Source organism: Algoriphagus sp. A40 (assembly GCF_002002735.1).
GTDB lineage: Bacteria > Bacteroidota > Bacteroidia > Cytophagales > Cyclobacteriaceae > Algoriphagus.
The window spans coordinates 129,663-148,513 of record NZ_MUNY01000061.1; the positions used below are offsets into that span (position 1 = coordinate 129,663).

An 18,851-nucleotide genomic window follows, 5' to 3' on the forward strand; every position below is an offset into this window, starting at 1 on the left:
CGGATTTCGGATTTAAAAAAAAGGCGCTGGAAATGGATTTTCAGCGCCATTACTTTTTTTTAACAAGTGTGATTTTGGTAAAATTCGAAAGTCCGATCAGTTTATTTAATTAATTAAACCTTTGCGTATACCGCCATCGGGTAAAAATCCTTTGCGCCCTCTCATTTTTCCTCTGTGAACTCTGTGGTGAATCAATCAATGCGTCTGCATATAACTATGCACCACTGCCTCGGCAGCAATCCTGCCTGAGGTCATCGCAGCATTGATTGAGCCATTAAGCAGATAATCTCCTGCCAAGTACACATGATCTGTAACTTTACATTCTGTGATCGGAATGCTGTATTTCAGATCATCCAAGTTGGGTAAGGCGTAGGGAATTTGATAGGATTTGACAAACTTGAAATATTCCGACTTTACTCCGGAAATCGACTCCAATTCCGCCTGAACAGCTTTTATGAGTTCATTTTCACTCAGTTCAGATTCCAAAACAGAAACTGATAAAAGTGCCCTCCCATTGCTTGAATAGGCTTTGGACACGTCATCCATGAAGACAATATTATTCACCAAATGATCGCCAGGCACCAGTCCGATCATGGGTTTGGCCATGAAGGATCGCTGAAGGGAAAAATACAGGTTCGTCACCTGATGAGCAGGTGCAAACTGTCCCTGAAGTTGCTTCATCACCTTGTCTGGTTGAACTGCAATAATAATTCGATCAGCTTCCAAAGTCTCTCCATTTTCCAGATGAATTGTCTTTCCTTCAATTTGCTTTACAGGAGTTTTGAAATAGATCTGAGTTGTACTTAGCTGTCGGCGGATCATGGCCGGAATTTCGCCCATGCCCTTTTCAGGCACAGCTGCATGGCCCAGGGAAAACATTTTGAACACAAACTCAAACATTCGGGAGGAGGTATTCAGGTGCTTTTCAAGGAAAATCCCCCTGAAAAAAGGTTTGAAAAAATTGGTGATAATCAACTCAGAGAAGCCATAATTTTTCAAATACTGATGCGTGGGAATTGCCGGTTCGTTGAATATTTCCTCAATGGATTTCTTTTTCAAATCTTGGGTCAGGCTAAACATCTTCACCTTATCCAGAAAGGTTCCGACTTTGGAAAAAGCCATTCCGACAATTTTGAGAGGATTTCTCATCGGGTCGGTGATGGTATAAAAGTCCTTTCCCTCGAAAATCACAGCTCCTGGGTCAAAGGTTTTTAAATGCAAAGCCTGAAAATCCAGGTACTTTTTCGCCTCTGGATAGGCGGTATTCAACACCTGAAATCCATGGTCAAGTAAAAACCCGTCAATTTCATCGGTTTTCATTCTGCCACCTATTCCATCGGAAGCTTCCAGAATAATCGGTGAAAATCCGGCTTTTTCCAGCTCCAGGGCAGCAATCAATCCGGCTAACCCGGCCCCGACAATGTAGATTTTTTCTTCTTTCATAATTCTTCCAACTCTGCAAAAACAAACCTCCTAAAACTTGTACAATTTAAGCTGGTTCGGCAAAGTCAATTTAATTTAAACAACTATCGATATTCAAATGTGTTCATAAGTTTTGAAGGGCTGTTTAAAGTTTGACAAACGGAAAAAATCAACCGCCCAAAATGCCTAAAATCGCATCAAACCACCTGATCTATGAAAAAGGTACTAATCCTTCTGTATTTAAGTTTTTCGGTTATTTCACTTCCAGCCCAGACTTATTTTCCGGAGAAAAACAATTGGGCATCCAGAAAGCCCAACGAGCTGGGATTAAACGAAGCTAAAATCTCAGAGGCCATCGAATTTGCCAAATCCCACGAGAGCAAGGAAAACCCAAACCTGAAAATCGCGCATTACGAAAGTGCTTTCGGCAGAGAGCCTTTTGGCTATCCAGTTGGACCGATGAAAACCCGAGGCCCAGCCTCCGGATTGATAATTTACAAAGGCTATGTCGTGGGAACTTGGGGAGAACCTGAGCGTGTGGATTTGACTTTCAGTGTGGCCAAAAGCTTTCTTTCGACCACTGCGGGATTGGCAGTCGTAGAGGGTTTGATCAGGGATGAAAAGGACCTGGTCTACCCGTACATGGCGCCGATTTATCCTTATGATCCGATTCGGGCTGGGATGAACAAGGCAGATCACCTGTTCGAAGACGATGTTTTTGAGCTTTTCTCGACAGAGCACAACCGGAAAATCCGCTGGGATGACCTGCTCCGGCAAACCTCGGATTGGGAAGGTAGCCTTTGGGGCAAACCGGACTGGGCGGACCGACCAAGCGGGGAAGCCAAGGAATGGAGAACTCGCCCCAGAAATGCCCCCGGTGCAGTTTATGAATACAACGACACGCGTGTAAATGTCCTAGCGCTGGCCCTTTTGAATGTTTGGAGAAAACCACTTCCGGTAGTTTTGAAAGAAAAAATAATGGACCCGATCGGAGCATCTGACACTTGGCGATGGACTGGCTATGAGAATTCCTTTGTGATCTTGGACGGACAAATCATGCAATCCATCAGCGGAGGCTCACATTGGGGAGGCGGAATGATGCTTTCGGCATGGGATCAAGCCAGGTTTGGTTATTTGACTTTGCGAAATGGCAATTGGAATGGGAAACAGCTAATTCCAAGCTCCTGGATCGACAAGTCACGCACTCCAACACCCGCCCAACCCGGCTACGGATTTATGAACTATTTCCTAAACAACGATCAAAAAGAAGTTCCTGCTGCTCCAAAAACTGCTTTTCTGCATATCGGTGCCGGAACAAATATGGTCTATGTGGATCAGGAAAACGATTTGGTCATCGTGGCCCGATGGATTCCAAATGCAGACAAAGCCGAATTGGTCCGATTGGTGCTCCAAAGTTTGGATTAGGGAATTCGCTTTTAAAATCACCTTTTTATCCATCATTTGGCTGAAATTGAACCATTAAGGGAATTAAGGACATTTAGCAACTCGCAACTTTGATTAATTGGTTTTTTGCAAACAGGGAGGCTGGTCCTAGGCCTTAATTTATTAAAATGAATATCCGCTTTGGCACCCCCAGGAAGATGAAAGAATAGTAAGATTTGGAAAGTCGAAAATTCTAAAAAAATCAAATCGACTTCTTAGGTAGCTCCGAAGGAGCCAAACTATTCATGACCCTGTACGAAGTGCAGGGTAGCCATTGAATCCTCTTCCTTTGAGCCCTGAAAGGGTGAAACTTCAATCTATCGCCCCTTCAGGGCTTCTTTTTTATTGTTGTGATTTTACCCCCGGCTACACCGGGGGTTATGAATTGTTTTGATCCTTCGGATCTAAGATTTCCAAACATTGACCTACTATCCACTACTCGAATTTGCCTCCCCAGGAAAATCCCCTTACAGATTCGGCCGCTGCAGCACCACTCGATAGGCTTGGATGGCACCCTGCAAAAATCCATGGGCACTGCCCCAGAGGTATAGTTGAAAAGTTCGGTGTAAGGCTTTCCCCCACTTTTCTTCGATGATTGACCGATTGGAATCCAGGCGCTTTGCCCATTCCCGGCAAGTCAGGTAATAATTATGGGTATCATCCCAAACTCCCCGAAGCAAAAACGGCGTTTTGGCCACTTCGGCCAGGTAGTCATGCAACACCATCAGGTGGCCGTTTCCTTCAAAGACATACTTGTTCATGAAAGTCCCGTGAGAATTTCGTACCCTATCGGCACTGGCATCCAGGTAGAGGTGCCCGCCTGGCTTGAGCAGTTTTTGGTATTGCTGGAGTGAAGACTTGTAATCCGGCAAATGCTCAGTCACCCCACAGTTGACAATCGCATCGTATTGGATTCCGGGATTATGGTGAAGAAAGTGCTCCAGCAAAATTTTGCAGGGAAGGTTTTGATCGTCTATAATTTTCTGGACAAAAGCCTGAGATCGCTCAGAAATCGTCAAGGAAGTCACGTGAATTCCCCTTTGCCCGGCATATTCCACGAAAGAACCCCAGCCCCCTCCTATTTCCAGGATTTTGTCTCCGGGCTTCGCATGTACAGCATCAAGGGCGAATTGGAATTTTCTTGATTCGGCATCTTCCAGAGTTTCCTCATCGGATGAAAATACCGCCTGAGAGTAGGCACGGTGTCTTCGGTCCAAAAAAAGCCGGAAGAAATTCTCATCCAGATCGTAGTGTTGGGCGATCCACTTTTTGTCACTTTTGACCTGACCAAAAAGAAGGGGCTGAATCAATCTCCAAACAAAATTGAAGCCCTTGGAGTCGGAAAAAAGATCCCGCAGGGAAAGGGCTTCCATCAATTCGCCCTTTACTTCAAGGTCATCCATCAAATAAGCCCTGGCGATATTTTCCTGATCCATCGTACTCAGTGCAGCGATTGCCTGGTCGTTTTTCAGAATTAGGGAAAATCCCAGCGGAGGTGAACCAAAAACCCGTTCTTCCCCATCAGGGCTAATCAGGGAAAATGAAATTTGGAAATTTGAGGCAGGAATGACTTCCAGTTGTTTTTGTAAAAGATCAGCAAGACGGGAAAACCTTTTCGGCATAAAAATCTAGAAATTGGTTTGGATAAAGAACAGCGTCAATAATTTATGGATTTTTGGATTCTTTACAAAAGGGATATAGCCCAACCCATTTCCCAATCTTGGGCTAAAGCCCGAGGTGATAGGTAATCTCCTTTAGGAATGGGCTAAAGCACCATTCCAATTCATAGCCGATAAATACCCATCCATGAATTGCCTCCTGCCCCGATAGCTATCGTTGCTGGGGGGTAGAAATCATGCAATAGGCATCTGGGCTTTAGCCCAATCCATTTCCCCATCTTGTGCTAAAGCCCAATGATATTTGTGAACCATTTTTGGAATGGGGGAATGCCACATTCCAATTCAATAAGCTGGAAACCAGTCTATGAATTGCCCCCAGCTTCAGCTGGGGGATAGAAAATTATCACAGGCCATTCTGGGCTTTAGCCCAATCATTCAGACAGCTTTAGGGTAATGGAATTACAAATTCTAAAAGATAAAAAAGCGTAGATGCTCCCGATGGCCATCGTGGACTACGATTAGGCAAACATTCTACTCCCAGCTGGGAAAAGTAGTAGACTACGCCGAGGTGGCGGATCAATCGATCACCTAACCTGCCATTGATACGCCAATCCACTTGCCTATTCCAAACGTGATCGCCGCGGCAGCCAAGCCAAACAGCACCTGACGGAATCCGGAGAACCAAATGGACTTTCCGGTAAATAGCGTAATGGCTGAACCAATCCCAAAAAGGCCGATCGCACTGAACAAGGCACTGACCAAAACGGCTTTGAGTCCTCCCAGAAACATAAACGGGATCACCGGAATAATCGCTCCCACTCCAAATAAAATAAAAGAGGTGATGGCCGCTTCCATTGCTGATCCTTGTAGATCCTGGGTATTGATCCCAAGTTCCTCCTTCACCAACACCTCATGGGCATGATCGGTATCGCCAATGACTTTCTTCGCCATTTGAAGCGCTTGCACTTCAGGCACACCCTTGGAAAGATAGATCAACGCCAATTCCTGCTCCTCCCCCTCCGGATTGGCCTCCAATTCCTCCATTTCCAGGTTCATTTGATTTTCAAAAAGTTCCTGTGAACTCTTCACCGAGATCCATTCGCCCAGAGCCATGGATAATGCACCTGCCAAAAGGCCTGCGAGTCCAGTCAACAGCACGGTATCCTGACCGCTCGTGGCTCCGGCGATACCCATTACCAAACTGAAGTTGGAGACCAGGCCGTCATTACCGCCCAAGACCGCCGCTCGAAGGGCATTGCCTCCAACGGATCGGTGTCGCTTTTCAAATCGGGCCAGATTGGATCCAGAAACTGTTTTGGAGCTGTTCAGGATATTTTTGAGGATCGTGACGTGGGCGGTATCAGAGATGGAGGAGGTGGTTTTGGATTTTTGTCTGGCTCCGGCGATGGCCGTAGAGATGCTCTTCTCGGTATCCAACAAAACTCCAAGCACATAGTCATAGCCGAAGATCTTACCGATGAAAGCCAACGTTTTCGCTCTCCCCGAAGGCTTGGGAAGTTGCGCTGGATCCAAATTGAATTTCTTGGCAAAAGCCACCGCATGGGTATGCTCGATCTCACTCATTTGACGGAAAACCACGGCCACGTTTTCGTCCTCTTCGTGATCTGCCAAAAGCTGATAGAGGTAGCCGGCATCAATTTCGGTTTGGATGTTTTTCAGGTTCATGGATTAGAAGTTTTCAGGATTGGAGTCTTCCACGTGTAGGATATGTAGAAGTCGGTGGATAATGGGAGCAAAAAAAACTGCCGTAATACTCAAAAAGGCAACTCCACTGTACAAGGCATAAAAGGAAGAAAACAACTTACCTACATCGGTTTTCATCTCTGTGATGGGTCCCATGCCGGTCAGAATCATACAGGCCATGTAAAAGCTGTCCACCCAGGAAAGATCTGCCAAAAATCGATAACCAAATGTCCCAATACTGACTGAAACCACCACCAGGGAAAAAGCAAATAAAGCAAAGCGGCTTACACGGATTAAGAAAGATGGGAAAGAGAGCACTTTTTGCTTCTTATTTTCTAAAATCCTTTTAGAAGAATTATTGGGTTTGGTCATATGTCCGATCAAAAAAACCTATTCCTAAGTTAACCTTTATTCCATTAGCTTATGGGATGGCTGACCTACTAAGACTGTTTGGAGAATGCCTATTGTTTCTGAATATGGGTATGAAAGGCCATCTGGAAAAGAAAAAGGAAAGTCACAGACCTTCCTTTTTCAACCTAAACCAATCCTATGCTTACTTTTTTGCCAAAGTCATTTTGCCAGTTACATCGATTGTTTCTGCTATTTTGGTTATTACCAGAGAGGGAACTTCAATCTGATAGTCCTCTGTCCTCACCTGAAATTTGAAGTCTAACTTTAGCTCGCTTCCATTAGACACTATTGTTCCATGTACAGTTACGGGCTTGGTTACCCCGTGAATCGTTAAGCTTCCTTCGGCATTTACAGGGTAAGAACCTGATACCGTCAAATCCACCTGCTCTTTGATTTTTCCTTTAAAGGTGGCCGTAGGGTACTTTTCGCTTTCCAGGTAATTCTCATTGAAATGCTCCTGCATCAGTTTATTGGGAAAGGCGAAATCCGTGATTTTCATCTGTACTGCCAGTTCCCTGGAAGTGGAATTGATGATACTTCCTGTCTTTTTGTTTACCGCCTCAATGGTCTCAAGTGGGGTATCGGAGTAAAAGGAAACCTCTCCCGTTGACGTTCCATACAGGGTTTGCCCTTGGGCATGGCCGACCTGGAGCAGGAAAATCAATGCGATTACTTTTAAATAAGTTCTCATTTGTCTTTGTGTTTGGCGCCTTTGTCAAAGCTGAATGTCCGTGCAATGTTGAATCCGTAATAGATGTCTCCGTCCTCCCAAGAACCCACCGTCTGTCCGATGAAATGCTTTTCGATCATGCCTCTGGAATTGGTAAAGTGTAGTTGGAAGACGTGCCCGCCGGTTTCGATATCCACTCCGATCGAAATGGCATCATGATAGGGATAAGCTTTTCCGGTACTTGCCTCATAGGATCCTGGATCGGAAAAGGCATGGTAATATTCTCCTGAAAGCGTAAACCTCTTTGTCAACTTATACCTTCCGCCAAAGCCCAATGCCCAAAGGTCATTGGAAATAGAGGGATCCTCGACCTTATTGTAATGAAGGAAAGTCGGCATCACCTGAAGGGAAAGTTTCTCGTTGAATTTCCTCGCGATCAGGGCCTGTCCCCAATAGGAATAACGCTCCATGTTGTTGTCAAAGCGCATTTCTGCCCCTGATTCCATCACGTAGCCAGTTTCCATGGTGTTGATTGCCCAGCCTGCCAAGCCGGTGACAGTGACCGGAAATTTATTGGATTGCCTCAGTACCTTGTATTTGGTATAAAGGTCGTAGGTCTTTTCCAAAGAACTCCTCCCCGCTCCTACCAACCAATTATCAGTCAGTCCATACTCCAATCCCAATCGGATTTTTGCTTCATCCAAGCCAAAGAAATTGGCGATGAACCCGCTGTTGACAGCCCCGAATCTGTGGGAAATCCAGAAGTTGAGATGGTTTTTGGAGACAGTCTCAATGGTCTGTCCATTGATCATCCGGGAGCCTTTGAAGGTTGCCAGGGTATAGACAGGATCCTTGGATTGCTCCTCATCCAACATCTTCAGCAAATCATCCTGGGCTTTGGCCTCCGGCATCCAACTCAATCCAATACATCCTGCCAAAACGAGTGGCAACAGCTTCTTTATTAAGTTTCGGTTCATCTTTATAAGAAAACCTTAAGGCTTGTTCCGCTAAATTCTGTTTGATAGGTTTTCAGTCCTTTTTTCCCCTCCGAATTCAGTCCATTTCCTCCAGTACCAAACCTTGCCCCATGTTCAGGGCAATAGAATTCCCCATTTCGGAAATTGACCTTCTTTTTCCCTTCGTGAGAACATACCTGTGTGACCGCGGCAAAGGCTGTTTCAGATACCCTTGCGATAACGATACTGTTCACGATGACATAATTGCCAACTGTGTTCAATTTGGAATAGGTTGGATTGGTGAGATCAAGAACCAATTCATTGGTGTTTCCTCCTGTACCCGGAGGCAAAGTCGGGTCCATGCTTTCGTTGACACAACTGCTCAAACCCGAGGCAGCACAATAAACTGCAAACAAAGAAGCTCCTTTCAATCCCAGGGATTTAAGAAACTCCATCCGGTTAATTTTCTCATTCATGGTTTTGACTTTTAGGATGTTAAGTAAATTTAGCGGTGCCCTCCTTCAGGTTTCCTTAGCTAAATCTTAAGATTGGCTTAAAAGAAAAACGACATAAGGGGAGCCTTTCTTTTAGTATCAGTAATCAGAACTTTTGTCACCTGCAAAACTGAAATTGTTGACAGTTTTTATAAAAATTCAAGTACGCTTCCTTCAGCGAATTCTAAACTGGGGTTTTGAAAAATAACCCCAGAGGAATCCTCCGGGGCTATTGGTCAACTTATCAACATAACCTTACTTAAAATGAAAATTGGTATTGCAGCACGAGCATGCCTTTGCGGGGATCTGATTCATTTTTAACCAGTTTTTCAGTCTCCCCTTTTGCTAAGATCGGCCTGCTTTGGTAATCCAACGAAAGCTTGGACCGATGCCCTGCCTGAAGCCAGTTGACGCCTACATCATAGGTAGTGATCGCTGTTTCCACTCGCTGGTAATCCGAAACGATAAATTGGGCATAGGGCTGAAGTGTGCCCAGTTTGCCCAGCAGGTCCTTTTTCATCAAATAGCCTACCTGTGCATAGTAAACCTGCCCGGTGCCGATTAGCGGGATATTGTTTCCGGGACCATTGAAAGATCCCTGATCATTTACTCCATTTGCGGGATTCATTGCCCCGGCACTTCGCAGGTAGTTTGGACCGAAATCGTAATCAATCAATGCCGCATAGGCTGTCAACGCGGTTCCTTTTTCCACATTTATAGGTGCGTCATAAAAGACATCCAAGCCGACTTGTTTACTGCCTTGCTGAATTACCTGTCCGGCGTCAATTTCGCGGTATTCCATGGCATGATCCTGGGTCGAAAAACCCCCACCAATATTAAAGACCCTCTTTTTACCCAAATAGGTACCGGTCATATAGGGAATCTGATTGGCTTCTTTGTCCAGAAACTGCCAGAAGAAATACCCCTGATAATTGATTGCCGGGGCGGCCGCACTGTAGTAAGCAATGTTGGAAACATTGTTCGGCAAGACAGGAATCGGGCTTAAAGCAGTCTGAACCGGGAAGGGATTGGATACTGAAATACGATAATCCAATTTCCCCAATTGACCTTTTGCATAGACACCGAGCTTCCTCACAAACTGATCAGTGACGTCATTGGTCGCTTCTTCGATGTAAGGCAAATCCAATCCCAGGATTGAGCCTACCGAAGAGGAGGAATAGCGCACGGTTCCATTCCAACCGTGGAGTCCGGCTCCCAGACTCAGTTTGGATTTGATCACGGCATATTCTGCAGTCACGTCATGGAGGAAAAGACCGGGCTTTCTACCGGAAAGTGACCCAAAACTGTTTATCCCAAACTGGGTGTAGACAAAAACCTGATCGGTAATCTGTCCCATCACCTGATAGCGGACCCGTCTGAGTCCCACATCAAAGGTCTGATCTTTGGGAGTACCAAAAACCGTAGATCCAGGGTTCAGGTCCGTGTACCGGACCCAGATTTGACCGAGTCCGGTTCCTTTGACCCAGTGGGTCTGCTCTTGATTCAGAAATAGTTTGACTTCTTTATCAGTCTGGGCTTTGGCAGAAGTAATAATTGCCATCATAAGTATCCCAGCCAACAGAAGCATATGGCTATATTTTTTCACGTTTAAATGCTTTTTGGTTGAAAATGAGACTCCGGGGCACCAATTGAATGGTGCCCGAAATCCGGTTAAACCAGGTTTGAGGTTTAATTTTTTGATTGAATAGGATGCATCAAATCTCCCAGCCTCTTTTGAGGCAGGTGTTTAAATCACCGAGATGTTGATTTTGAAATTTGGCCTATACCGAATTCAATCTTTGCAAAAGATCAATTAGTAATCAGTTTTCGGGCAGCCAACTTATGATCGGATACCGGCTTGTGATTTTCCAAACCGATGATCTTGACATGCCCGCCACGCTCCTCATAGTCATGCTGGAAATGGTGCAGGTTTTCCATCACCGAGTGATCGACCAACTTGGTGTTTTTCAGGTCGATAGTCACATTGAATCCGGCCGGGATTTCCTCCAGTTTAGTTTTGATTCCAAGGAAATTAGAGAAAATAGCAGCTTTGTCGATTTCCACCAGGTACTCATTTTTGTCAAAAGACACCACAGTCGGAGCTTTGAAGAAGGAGCTGATCGGAGTACCGTGAATCACGTGAAGGATCATTTTCAGGACAATACCCGCAGCGATACCAATCAACAAGTCTTCGAAAATCGTGAAAGCGATAGTCACCAGGAAGATTGCCAACTGCTCTTTTCCGATTCGGAACGTATTTACAAACTCTTTTGGATGGGCCAATTTGATACCGACAGTGATCAACATAGCCGCAAGTGCAGCATTGGGAATCAGCTCGATCACCGGTGTAGCTACCAAAACGAAAGCAAGAATAAAGAACCCGTGGAAGAAATTTGCCCAGCGGGTTTTGGCACCATTGTTCACATTCGCAGAGCTACGGGCCACTTCCGAAATCATCGGCAATCCACCGAGCAAAGCACTTACGGTATTGCCCACACCCACGGCGATCAGATCTTTATCGTTGTTGGATTTCCGCTTGAAAGGATCAGAAAGATCTATCGCTTTGACAGTCAGAAGTGATTCCAAAGTTCCCACCAAAGCAAACATGATGACATATTTGATGAATATGCCAGCCTGAGAAATCCCGGAGAAATCAGCATTGTACTTCACATTATCCACCAAATTTCCGATGTGAAGCAAGGCATAAGGAGGCTCGGTGTGCTGGAAATCCATAGCCAATTCTGAAGGAATTGCCACGATCAACACCATCAATGGAGCAGGGATTTTACCCAATTTGAAATCTTTCAAATAAGGCCAGCCCAGCATAATAGCCAAGCTATAAACCCCGATCATGGTAGCCCGAGGATCGAAATTGGCCAAGAACATTGGAATGGAAGTAATCATTTTCGCAATGCTCATCCCTTTGTACAAGTCAGGATTTACATCCAATAAAACAGGAATCTGCTTGGCAATAATGATAATCCCGATGGCAGCCAGCATCCCGTGGATCGCTGACAGCGGAAAGATATCGGCCAACTTGCCCAATTTGAACACACCAAACAGGATCTGGACCAAACCTGCCACAACCATGGCTCCAAGGGCGAGTTTCCATCCGGTCTCCCCTCCTCCAAAGTCCGCCACCGAACCGGCAACAACTACGATCAAACCGGCAGCAGGGCCTTTGATGGTCAGGCGGGAACCTGATATAATACTAACCAGAATACCGCCGATAATAGCAGTCACCAAACCCATAATGGGCGGGAAATCGGATGCCTTGGCGATACCCAAACTCAAGGGCATGGCGAGGAGAAATACCACAAATCCGGCACTGGCATCAGAACCGAAATTTTCGATCAGGCCTTTCCAGCCGTCGCTTGGTGGTTGAAGTCTTGTTTCTTTTTTCATGATGAAATATTTTTTCAGAGGAATTATCCTCCTGAGTGAATGACTAGATGGAATTTTTGAGAGTTGTGTTTTTGAAAACTTCGGATGTTTTTCCGTTTAGTTTTAAACTGGGGGAAAGTGAATCCCCGAGAGTCAATTCGGGTTCTGGAGGCTTGCTTCCAAGGAAAAGCCTTGAGAAAATCCGAATTGCAGCAATTCCTTCCATAACGAAAGTCAGTGCGGCAAAGAAGGCCAACAGGTACTGATCTTCATGGATATGACTGAAGAGTAGATCTTCGCCGATGAATGTTGGGGAAAGTGGAAAACCCATCAATCCCAACACACTGAGTAGAAAAAGAAAACCAAGGAAAGGAAACCTTCGGATGTAGCCGTGGTACCCGTAGAGACCCGATTGACCGATGTTATTCTTCATCCAGGAAATCACCAGAAGTCCGGAAATCCCGAAGAAAATCACCCCGCTGAGGTACATGGCTATTTCTCCACCGGAAAAATTTTCATTTTCGGCTATAGCCAAGACCATCCAGAAATGGTTCATCAGAAGCAAAGTCCAGGCTAGTCGTGCAGATTTCCGCTCGGTAAAGGCCTTCAACACCATCAGCAGCGCAATAAATGCGAATAGCAATGGCAACCAAGTGTGAATCTGAACCGGGATTTTGTAACCAATCACCAATAAGCCAAGACCGATCAGATAGCTGGGAACGAAGTAAAACAGGACTGACTTGTAGCTCAGAAAATCCAGTCGGTGACCAAGCCCCTTCATCGGTCTGAATACAAACTGGTTGATAAAACGGTCCAGGTTCCACTCCTTCAGACTCCAGACGTAGAAGGATATTCTCAGGCGGCTCACTAGTCCGGATTTTTGAATCTTGGATTTTGGAACAAACCCATAAAACTGCTCCCGGATCAGGTAGCTGACTACAGAAGGGGAAACCAATAGTTGGTAGGTTCTCAGAAAAGCATTTCCGGCAAAATGGATCAATGCCAGAGCTTCCAAACCAGCGGCAACTTCAATAAACATGATCCCGATCTGAGTCAGCGAGGCGTATCCGATCTGGGTTTTGACCGAAGTCTGAACCCTAGCAATCATGGTGGAGACGATCGCAGTAACCAAGCCCATTAATCCGATAAGGATTCGAACTGTGATCTGATTTTCCCAAAAAGGAAAAGTCCTCATCAATAAGAACACTCCTAAGTGTACTGAAAGCGAGCCGTAGAAAATGGCAGAGGAAGGTGTCGGCCCTTCCATTGCTCTGGGAAGCCAGGATGAGAAAGGGAATTGGGCGGATTTGGCGGCGGCGGCAAGCAGCAGCATCAAGGCAATAAACATCCCGATTCCCGAATGGCCAGCCAAATGTTCAGAAACAAGTTCGGCATTATTCAACTTGAGAAAGGTGATGTTTTCATGCCAAAGGTGATGGCTTGCCCACATAGCCAAAATCAAACCCACATCTCCAATCCGATAGATCGAAAACACTTTGACGGCATTTCGGGTAGGTAAGTAATTCTCCCGGTAGAAAGCCACCAAAAGGAAGGAGGACAATCCAAGAATTTCCCAACCCACAAACAGAGTTTCGAAATTTCCGGCCAGAACGGTGACATTATAGCCCAGGTAGAAGAACAAAACGGTATTGAAAAACCGCTTGTAGCCGCTTTCCCGATGCAGGTAATACCTGCTGTAAAATGTAATCAGGAAGGTCAACATTGCTCCGATTACCATATATACTGCTCCAACCCGATCAAAGAAGAAGTCAACCAAAAACTCAAAATGGTCAGTTTTATACAAAACCATCTCCTTGAGATTAATTGCCTCAAACCCATTGAAAGCCCAGAAAACCACAAATACCAAAACGCTTAACAAATTCAGCCCTGCAGTATAAAAGGCTACTCTGGACAGGGTTTTTTCCTGATTTTCGGCCACCAGAATGCTCAAAACAAAACCGACAAGAGGTATCCCAATCATCAGTTGAATCCAAGGTGAAAGGTCCATCAGAGTGAGTCGATTAAGTAAACAGGAAGATTTTCTTTGGTACTCAGGAGTTTATCCTGAAGATGGTCCAGATGCTCGATGTGAGCTACTGGATGATATGGTACAAAGCCCTCGTCCTTGAACCTTAGAAATTCCTTGGTTGAAGGTTCGATCACTACAAAATGGACCCAATAATTCTTGATCCATTCGTAGGTGGAAGGATTGGATTTGATCACATTCATGACCACTTCCGGGTCCTGCTCTACGATCATCATCAGGCGGATTGGGTCGTGGATTTCGACCATTTGGTAAGGCAAACCAGTTCTCAAATCCCCGTCTGCACCGTTGGCCACACCGATCAGTCCCATCACATTGTGAGGCAATTTGGTGCCTGCACCAAGCTTGTCAGGATCCATTCTGGAGAAATAATATTCCAGATTGATTCCCCCACAAACAGGAGCAGCTGCCCCTAGGATTTTTGCAAGGGCTTTTCCTTCCGGATCTTTTCTGTAATCGTAGGAATTCAAAAAAGCCCGACGGTCAAAGAAAAGACCTTTGATGGTGGATTTTCTGGAGATGATGCAAAGTGCATTTGTCGCGTGATTGTATTCAGGCCGTGGTTCAAAAAGAGAAAATGCTCTCTTTTTCACTGCTTCATGAATTCCGTTCAAAGGCTTGTCCTTTTTAAGCGTATCAAATCTTCTGGATCGCTCCAGTGCATTGAAGTCGAGGGCTTGGGTAAACTTGCCCTGATTTTCCTGATGAAGAGCCAAATTTTCCGGAGAAAGAATTGCCACATCGAAATACTCGATTTCATCCTTGGTGGTATCATGCAATCCCCCGAGGAACTGAGTGGATTCGGGAATCTCGATTCCACGAAAGCTCAAAATCTGACGGACTTTGGGGTGATTGGCCATCGCTGAGGCCACACGTGCATTGACAGAACCCGGTCGACCGCAGCAGGCACCGCAGTCGTAGCCTGCATAGTGCGTATTGTTTATACTCGATGCACCATGTCCGATCAGGTAAACCAGGGGAGAAAACATTTCCAGCAAACCGATGCTTCTAAGTAAGCCTTCCACCCGATCTGCCATTTCCTCCACCTTAAAACCGACCTGGAGTCCGTTTTCCTCCAATCCCTGATATTCAATGGTCAGTGTACCTTTGGGATCCATGTGTTTGAAAGAAGACACTTCCAAAGCAGAACTGGATGGTTTTAGGATATTTCCCACCAGTTTGAACCCAGACCAGAAACCCAAAGTTTGGGCACTGACCCAGCCTCGTACCAGAGAATGGCTGTTTTGGTGAAAATGGGCGTCCTTGGCCAGTTTTTTATGGTTAGCGGACTCCTTAATGAGGTATTTCGGAGTGACCGGTGCAGGACACGATTTGGTATGGAACTTCCCGAACTCAGGCTGGAAATAGAATTCCACATTGAAGAAACCCGGCGTTCCGAAGGTAGCGCATTCCGGATCGATGTATTCCAAATGTCTGCGAGTGGAACATTCCCGGTCATCAATGCAAAACAAAGCTTGGAAGCTCGGTGCTTCAGGAGACTTTGCCGTCGCTTCAACTGCTGAAATTCCGGCCAAAACTTCATCGTAATAGCTCCACTCGTAGGCTTGTTGCCAGCACTGTAGGACCAAATCCAGTTCTTCAAAGGGGCTGTTTTCAAACAGCTCAGCTGTCCTGTAGGGGAATCGGTGTCCTATCGGGCTCCAATTTTCATCGAATTTTTGGTCGAGTGCATCGATTTCCAGAAGGCATTCAAACTTGATGACCTCCTCCAGGCAGATTTTTTTGGCATCCAAAAGCGACTCAGGCTGAGATTCAAGCACGGAAACCATACCTGACCATCCTGGATGGGCAAATTGCTGATCAAACAAATACCAGCCATTACTATCCGGATTCCCGACCAGAATATCCAGCAGCTTTTCGAGGGATAATTCCGGATCAAACAACAGATCCAATGCTCGTTTTCCCTTCAGAATTGAGGAATAACTTTGAGTCTGCAGGCTTTTGATCGCCTCGAGAAAGCCAGTGGTTTCGATGGGAAAAGACCAGATAGAAATCCCCTGATCCAGGTAGGCTGATAAGATCCTGAACAGAAAAGGATGTACCACCTTATCCATATTAAAGTGATAATCACTTTTCCAGTGGGCCCTGAAGGAGCCAACTTTTGGGTTTTGATTCTCCTGATATTCTTGATCGAGTAATTTGACTACCCAATGGTTTGACTCCTGTTTTCCAAAGTGCTCTTCCAGTACATTCTTGAGAATTACACCCTTGATTTTACCTTCCCGGTAGAAGTTGCGGTAGGATTCCAAAGGCAAATATCCTTTGTACCCAACCTGGGTTTTTGCCTGCTTCAGTGCCTGATTAAAAGGCAAATGCTGAAAAGCATGCAGCGTATTATGATGGACAAAGTCCTTGAGCGGTGCCTGTGCAGGAAGAAAATGCCTTAATTCATGCAAGATTTCTTCCACACCAAAAGCATGACGCTTCGATTGATGTTTCATTTTGATAAGTTCTGAGTGAATGATTTGAAATTGGCTGAAAGCCAAAAGCCGGCAGAAAGCCCGAAAATCATTGCCCTAAAGGCAAAAAATCAACTCAGATGGATCTTCCAGGAATGGAAAAAATCGTAAAGTGGAGGAAGACTTCCTCTAAGGGCTTTATTTCCAAATGTGGGATTGGAGACCAAAATGGAAACTTGCTCGGGAAAGCTAAATGAAAACAGGTCAGAAAACCCTGCAAAACTTTCACCTTCAACCTCTACCCTTTCCTCTTTTTCAAGTTTGCGGGCTAAACTGATATTTCCATAAATCCATTCTGAATTCTCGGAAATAATTTCTTGAGGTGCAGAATGTTCCTTGCAATGAATGTTTTCCTGGGATATCCCCAATTCCGAAAACTCGACAACCTGTCCCTGAAAAGACAGGGAAAGTCGTAAAAAGAGCGTAATCAGTTGGAGAGTGGAAATCATTTGTATTGGTAAAACTTCGAAATCTACAGGTTTTTTACAATACTCAATAATGATTTAGAATTTTTATGAATTCAAAAACAAAAACCTTATTTGATTTAAAAAAATTCAATCAGTCTCCTAATTATCTGATTTTCATTTTGATTCAGGAAAAGTAAAAAATCAAAACCCCGGCCATAAAGACCAGGGCTTGGGTGATGTGAACAACTTTTCACTATCCTTTTAACTAAGCCAATTGGGAATTGGCCTACGACACAGAAAGGAAGACTGCATTGAAAATGTTCGAATAGGGCTTAAAAATCCCTCGCTTTTGAATCTATTTATCCAAAACTACTTTGAATAGATAACGCTTCGAAACATGATTTTGTATGATGAATTACCAAATAAAGTATTGATAATTAAACTCATTTTACTCGTCATGCATACAAAGTTATCGAGAAACCTGGTGCCATCTATATGATTGGAATTTTCTTGATAAATGTCAAACCGGCTTTTTTGCCGATTCTCCCGAAATGTTCTTTCTTTTTTTCAGAAAATCCAGACTTTCAAACCAAGTACCTGAATAGGTAAACCATGTGTTTTCAGACAAAAAAAATACCCCGAAATAATATCGGGGTACAAGGATTAATTTCACTCAATTCTTAATCTCTATCCATCCACTGGACACAGAACCTGCTATGGTGTTGGCTGCCCCGTTGTCTATTTTCAAAGATCCGGAAGAAGAACTTTGACCAACAACAACTTTACCGCTGCCCGCTTCAAAATCATAATTATAGGCTTTCAGGTTTGAAAAAGTCTGGATATCAATTCTTCCTGAGGAAGTAACCAACCGGGTTTTTGGTCCCAAACCAACACCTGATCCAGAGATATTCCCTGAACTAACCTTAAGACTTTCGATTTCAGAGACATCACCCATATCGAGATTGCCAGAACTCATATCAACATTCAATTTTCCGGATAGCCTTCTAACACTGATTGAACCGCTCGATGCCTCAATATCCAAATTCCCTTCCATTTGATCGATTTCCACTTTACCTGAACCAGCTTCCGCATCCACATTACCGAGGAGGTTATATCCTTCAATTGACCCAGAACCCACTTCAAGGTTGATGGAAGGTGATTTCACCATGAAGACCTGAATATTTCCAGATCCGGAGTTGATATCCAAATTAGGGAATTCAATTCCCGAAACCACGGTTTTTCCGGAACCAGAATTGATATTCAATTCCAGGTTTTTTGGCCCAACCAGATTAATCAAGGCTCTATGATTACCGCCGCCAAGCATTCCATTTTTATCCAATTCTATGAAAAGGGTATTTCCTTCTTTTGAATACTCAATTTTGAAATTTCCGGAACGGCTTGACTCTAAAAGCCCGTCCAGCTCTACAGCGGTTTGAGCGGATTTCCCTTCATAATTGACCTCCATAAATTCAGAATTGATTTCAATTCTCTCGATCCCGGAAAATTCTTCATCGATACTTTGTACTACCTCCAATTCCCCTTCGCAGGAGCTGAAGAAAATCAGGAGGCCAAGAAGCAGGCCCAAACTTTTTACTTTGTGATTAACATTGATAATTCTCATAGCTGGTTTGATTAATATTTTAATGATTCTTATTTTCCAGAAGTCGTTAACGGTTGAAATTCAGGGGGAGTTAAGGAGATTAAGCTTTTCTGTGACTTATTTGATTTAGGTCAATCTCCTTATCCTCACCTTTTTAGGCTAAATTCATTCGCTTCAGCTTCAATTCCTGAGTTAAATTCTTCTGATTTTAGCTAAG

Annotated in this window: 14 protein-coding genes; 1 reads left to right on the plus strand and 13 read right to left on the minus strand. The window is 44.6% G+C overall.

Annotated elements, in window-relative coordinates:
- Positions 1 to 195: 195 nt before the first annotated feature.
- On the minus strand, positions 196 to 1,443 hold the full coding sequence (locus tag B0E43_RS15905) for an NAD(P)/FAD-dependent oxidoreductase (RefSeq protein ID WP_077351511.1): 1,248 nt from the start codon (positions 1,441 to 1,443) through the stop codon (positions 196 to 198).
- Positions 1,444 to 1,635: 192 nt separating this feature from the next.
- Here B0E43_RS15905 and B0E43_RS15910 point away from each other — a divergent pair, with 192 nt between their 5' ends.
- Positions 1,636 to 2,847 (plus strand): serine hydrolase, encoded by a 1,212-nt coding sequence (locus B0E43_RS15910; protein ID WP_077351513.1) that lies wholly within the window; start codon positions 1,636 to 1,638, stop codon positions 2,845 to 2,847.
- A gap of 485 nt (positions 2,848 to 3,332) precedes the next feature.
- Here B0E43_RS15910 and B0E43_RS15915 read toward each other — a convergent pair whose 3' ends face one another.
- The 12 genes from B0E43_RS15915 to B0E43_RS15970 all read right to left on the minus strand — a co-directional run bounded on the left by B0E43_RS15915 (position 3,333) and on the right by B0E43_RS15970 (position 18,655).
- On the minus strand, positions 3,333 to 4,487 hold the full coding sequence (locus B0E43_RS15915) for a class I SAM-dependent methyltransferase (RefSeq protein WP_077351515.1): 1,155 nt from the start codon (positions 4,485 to 4,487) through the stop codon (positions 3,333 to 3,335).
- Between the two features lie 585 nt (positions 4,488 to 5,072).
- Positions 5,073 to 6,170 carry a VIT1/CCC1 transporter family protein gene (locus B0E43_RS15920; protein WP_077351517.1) on the minus strand — a complete coding sequence of 366 codons (1,098 nt, stop codon included), beginning with the start codon at positions 6,168 to 6,170 and terminating at the stop codon, positions 5,073 to 5,075.
- 3 nt (positions 6,171 to 6,173) lie between these two features.
- Entirely contained in the window at positions 6,174 to 6,506 is a 333-nt protein-coding gene (locus B0E43_RS15925; RefSeq protein ID WP_217349175.1) for an ion channel, read from the minus strand.
- A gap of 235 nt (positions 6,507 to 6,741) precedes the next feature.
- Entirely contained in the window at positions 6,742 to 7,290 is a 549-nt protein-coding gene (locus B0E43_RS15930) for a YceI family protein (RefSeq protein WP_077351521.1), read from the minus strand.
- Complete coding sequence (locus tag B0E43_RS15935; RefSeq protein ID WP_077351523.1) at positions 7,287 to 8,246, minus strand: DUF5777 family beta-barrel protein; 960 nt, start codon at positions 8,244 to 8,246, stop codon at positions 7,287 to 7,289. Before B0E43_RS15935 ends, B0E43_RS15930 begins: the two co-directional genes overlap by 4 nt.
- A 2-nt stretch (positions 8,247 to 8,248) precedes the next feature.
- On the minus strand, positions 8,249 to 8,701 hold the full coding sequence (locus B0E43_RS15940; RefSeq protein WP_254423444.1) for a Rieske 2Fe-2S domain-containing protein: 453 nt from the start codon (positions 8,699 to 8,701) through the stop codon (positions 8,249 to 8,251).
- A gap of 277 nt (positions 8,702 to 8,978) precedes the next feature.
- Positions 8,979 to 10,325 (minus strand): hypothetical protein, encoded by a 1,347-nt coding sequence (locus B0E43_RS15945; protein ID WP_077351525.1) that lies wholly within the window; start codon positions 10,323 to 10,325, stop codon positions 8,979 to 8,981.
- 203 nt (positions 10,326 to 10,528) lie between these two features.
- Positions 10,529 to 12,124 carry a SulP family inorganic anion transporter gene (locus tag B0E43_RS15950; protein WP_077351527.1) on the minus strand — a complete coding sequence of 532 codons (1,596 nt, stop codon included), beginning with the start codon at positions 12,122 to 12,124 and terminating at the stop codon, positions 10,529 to 10,531.
- A 43-nt stretch (positions 12,125 to 12,167) separates the two neighbouring features.
- Positions 12,168 to 14,111, minus strand: coding sequence for a proton-conducting transporter membrane subunit (locus B0E43_RS15955; RefSeq protein WP_077351529.1), 1,944 nt, complete (start codon positions 14,109 to 14,111; stop codon positions 12,168 to 12,170).
- Positions 14,111 to 16,609, minus strand: a complete 2,499-nt coding sequence (locus B0E43_RS15960) for a YbcC family protein (protein WP_077351625.1) — start codon at positions 16,607 to 16,609, stop codon at positions 14,111 to 14,113. Before B0E43_RS15960 ends, B0E43_RS15955 begins: the two co-directional genes overlap by 1 nt.
- Positions 16,610 to 16,698: 89 nt before the next feature.
- Positions 16,699 to 17,076, minus strand: coding sequence for a hypothetical protein (locus tag B0E43_RS15965; RefSeq protein WP_077351532.1), 378 nt, complete (start codon positions 17,074 to 17,076; stop codon positions 16,699 to 16,701).
- 631 nt (positions 17,077 to 17,707) lie between these two features.
- Positions 17,708 to 18,655, minus strand: coding sequence for a DUF4097 family beta strand repeat-containing protein (locus B0E43_RS15970; RefSeq protein WP_077351534.1), 948 nt, complete (start codon positions 18,653 to 18,655; stop codon positions 17,708 to 17,710).
- Positions 18,656 to 18,851 lie beyond the last annotated feature (196 nt).

Excerpts from the sequence above, each read along its gene's own strand:
- B0E43_RS15930 (WP_077351521.1), bottom strand. The coding sequence starts at position 7,290 with ATGAGAACTTATTTAAAAGTAATCGCATTGATTTTCCTGCTCCAGGTC.
- B0E43_RS15965 (WP_077351532.1), bottom strand. The coding sequence starts at position 17,076 with ATGATTTCCACTCTCCAACTGATTACGCTCTTTTTACGACTTTCCCTG.
- B0E43_RS15920 (WP_077351517.1), bottom strand. The coding sequence starts at position 6,170 with ATGAACCTGAAAAACATCCAAACCGAAATTGATGCCGGCTACCTCTAT.
- B0E43_RS15935 (WP_077351523.1), bottom strand. The coding sequence starts at position 8,246 with ATGAACCGAAACTTAATAAAGAAGCTGTTGCCACTCGTTTTGGCAGGA.
- B0E43_RS15940 (WP_254423444.1), bottom strand. The coding sequence starts at position 8,701 with ATGAATGAGAAAATTAACCGGATGGAGTTTCTTAAATCCCTGGGATTG.
- B0E43_RS15970 (WP_077351534.1), bottom strand. The coding sequence starts at position 18,655 with ATGAGAATTATCAATGTTAATCACAAAGTAAAAAGTTTGGGCCTGCTT.
- B0E43_RS15905 (WP_077351511.1), bottom strand. The coding sequence starts at position 1,443 with ATGAAAGAAGAAAAAATCTACATTGTCGGGGCCGGGTTAGCCGGATTG.
- B0E43_RS15955 (WP_077351529.1), bottom strand. The coding sequence starts at position 14,111 with ATGGACCTTTCACCTTGGATTCAACTGATGATTGGGATACCTCTTGTC.
- B0E43_RS15950 (WP_077351527.1), bottom strand. The coding sequence starts at position 12,124 with ATGAAAAAAGAAACAAGACTTCAACCACCAAGCGACGGCTGGAAAGGC.
- B0E43_RS15915 (WP_077351515.1), bottom strand. The coding sequence starts at position 4,487 with ATGCCGAAAAGGTTTTCCCGTCTTGCTGATCTTTTACAAAAACAACTG.
- B0E43_RS15910 (WP_077351513.1), top strand. The coding sequence starts at position 1,636 with ATGAAAAAGGTACTAATCCTTCTGTATTTAAGTTTTTCGGTTATTTCA.
- B0E43_RS15960 (WP_077351625.1), bottom strand. The coding sequence starts at position 16,609 with ATGAAACATCAATCGAAGCGTCATGCTTTTGGTGTGGAAGAAATCTTG.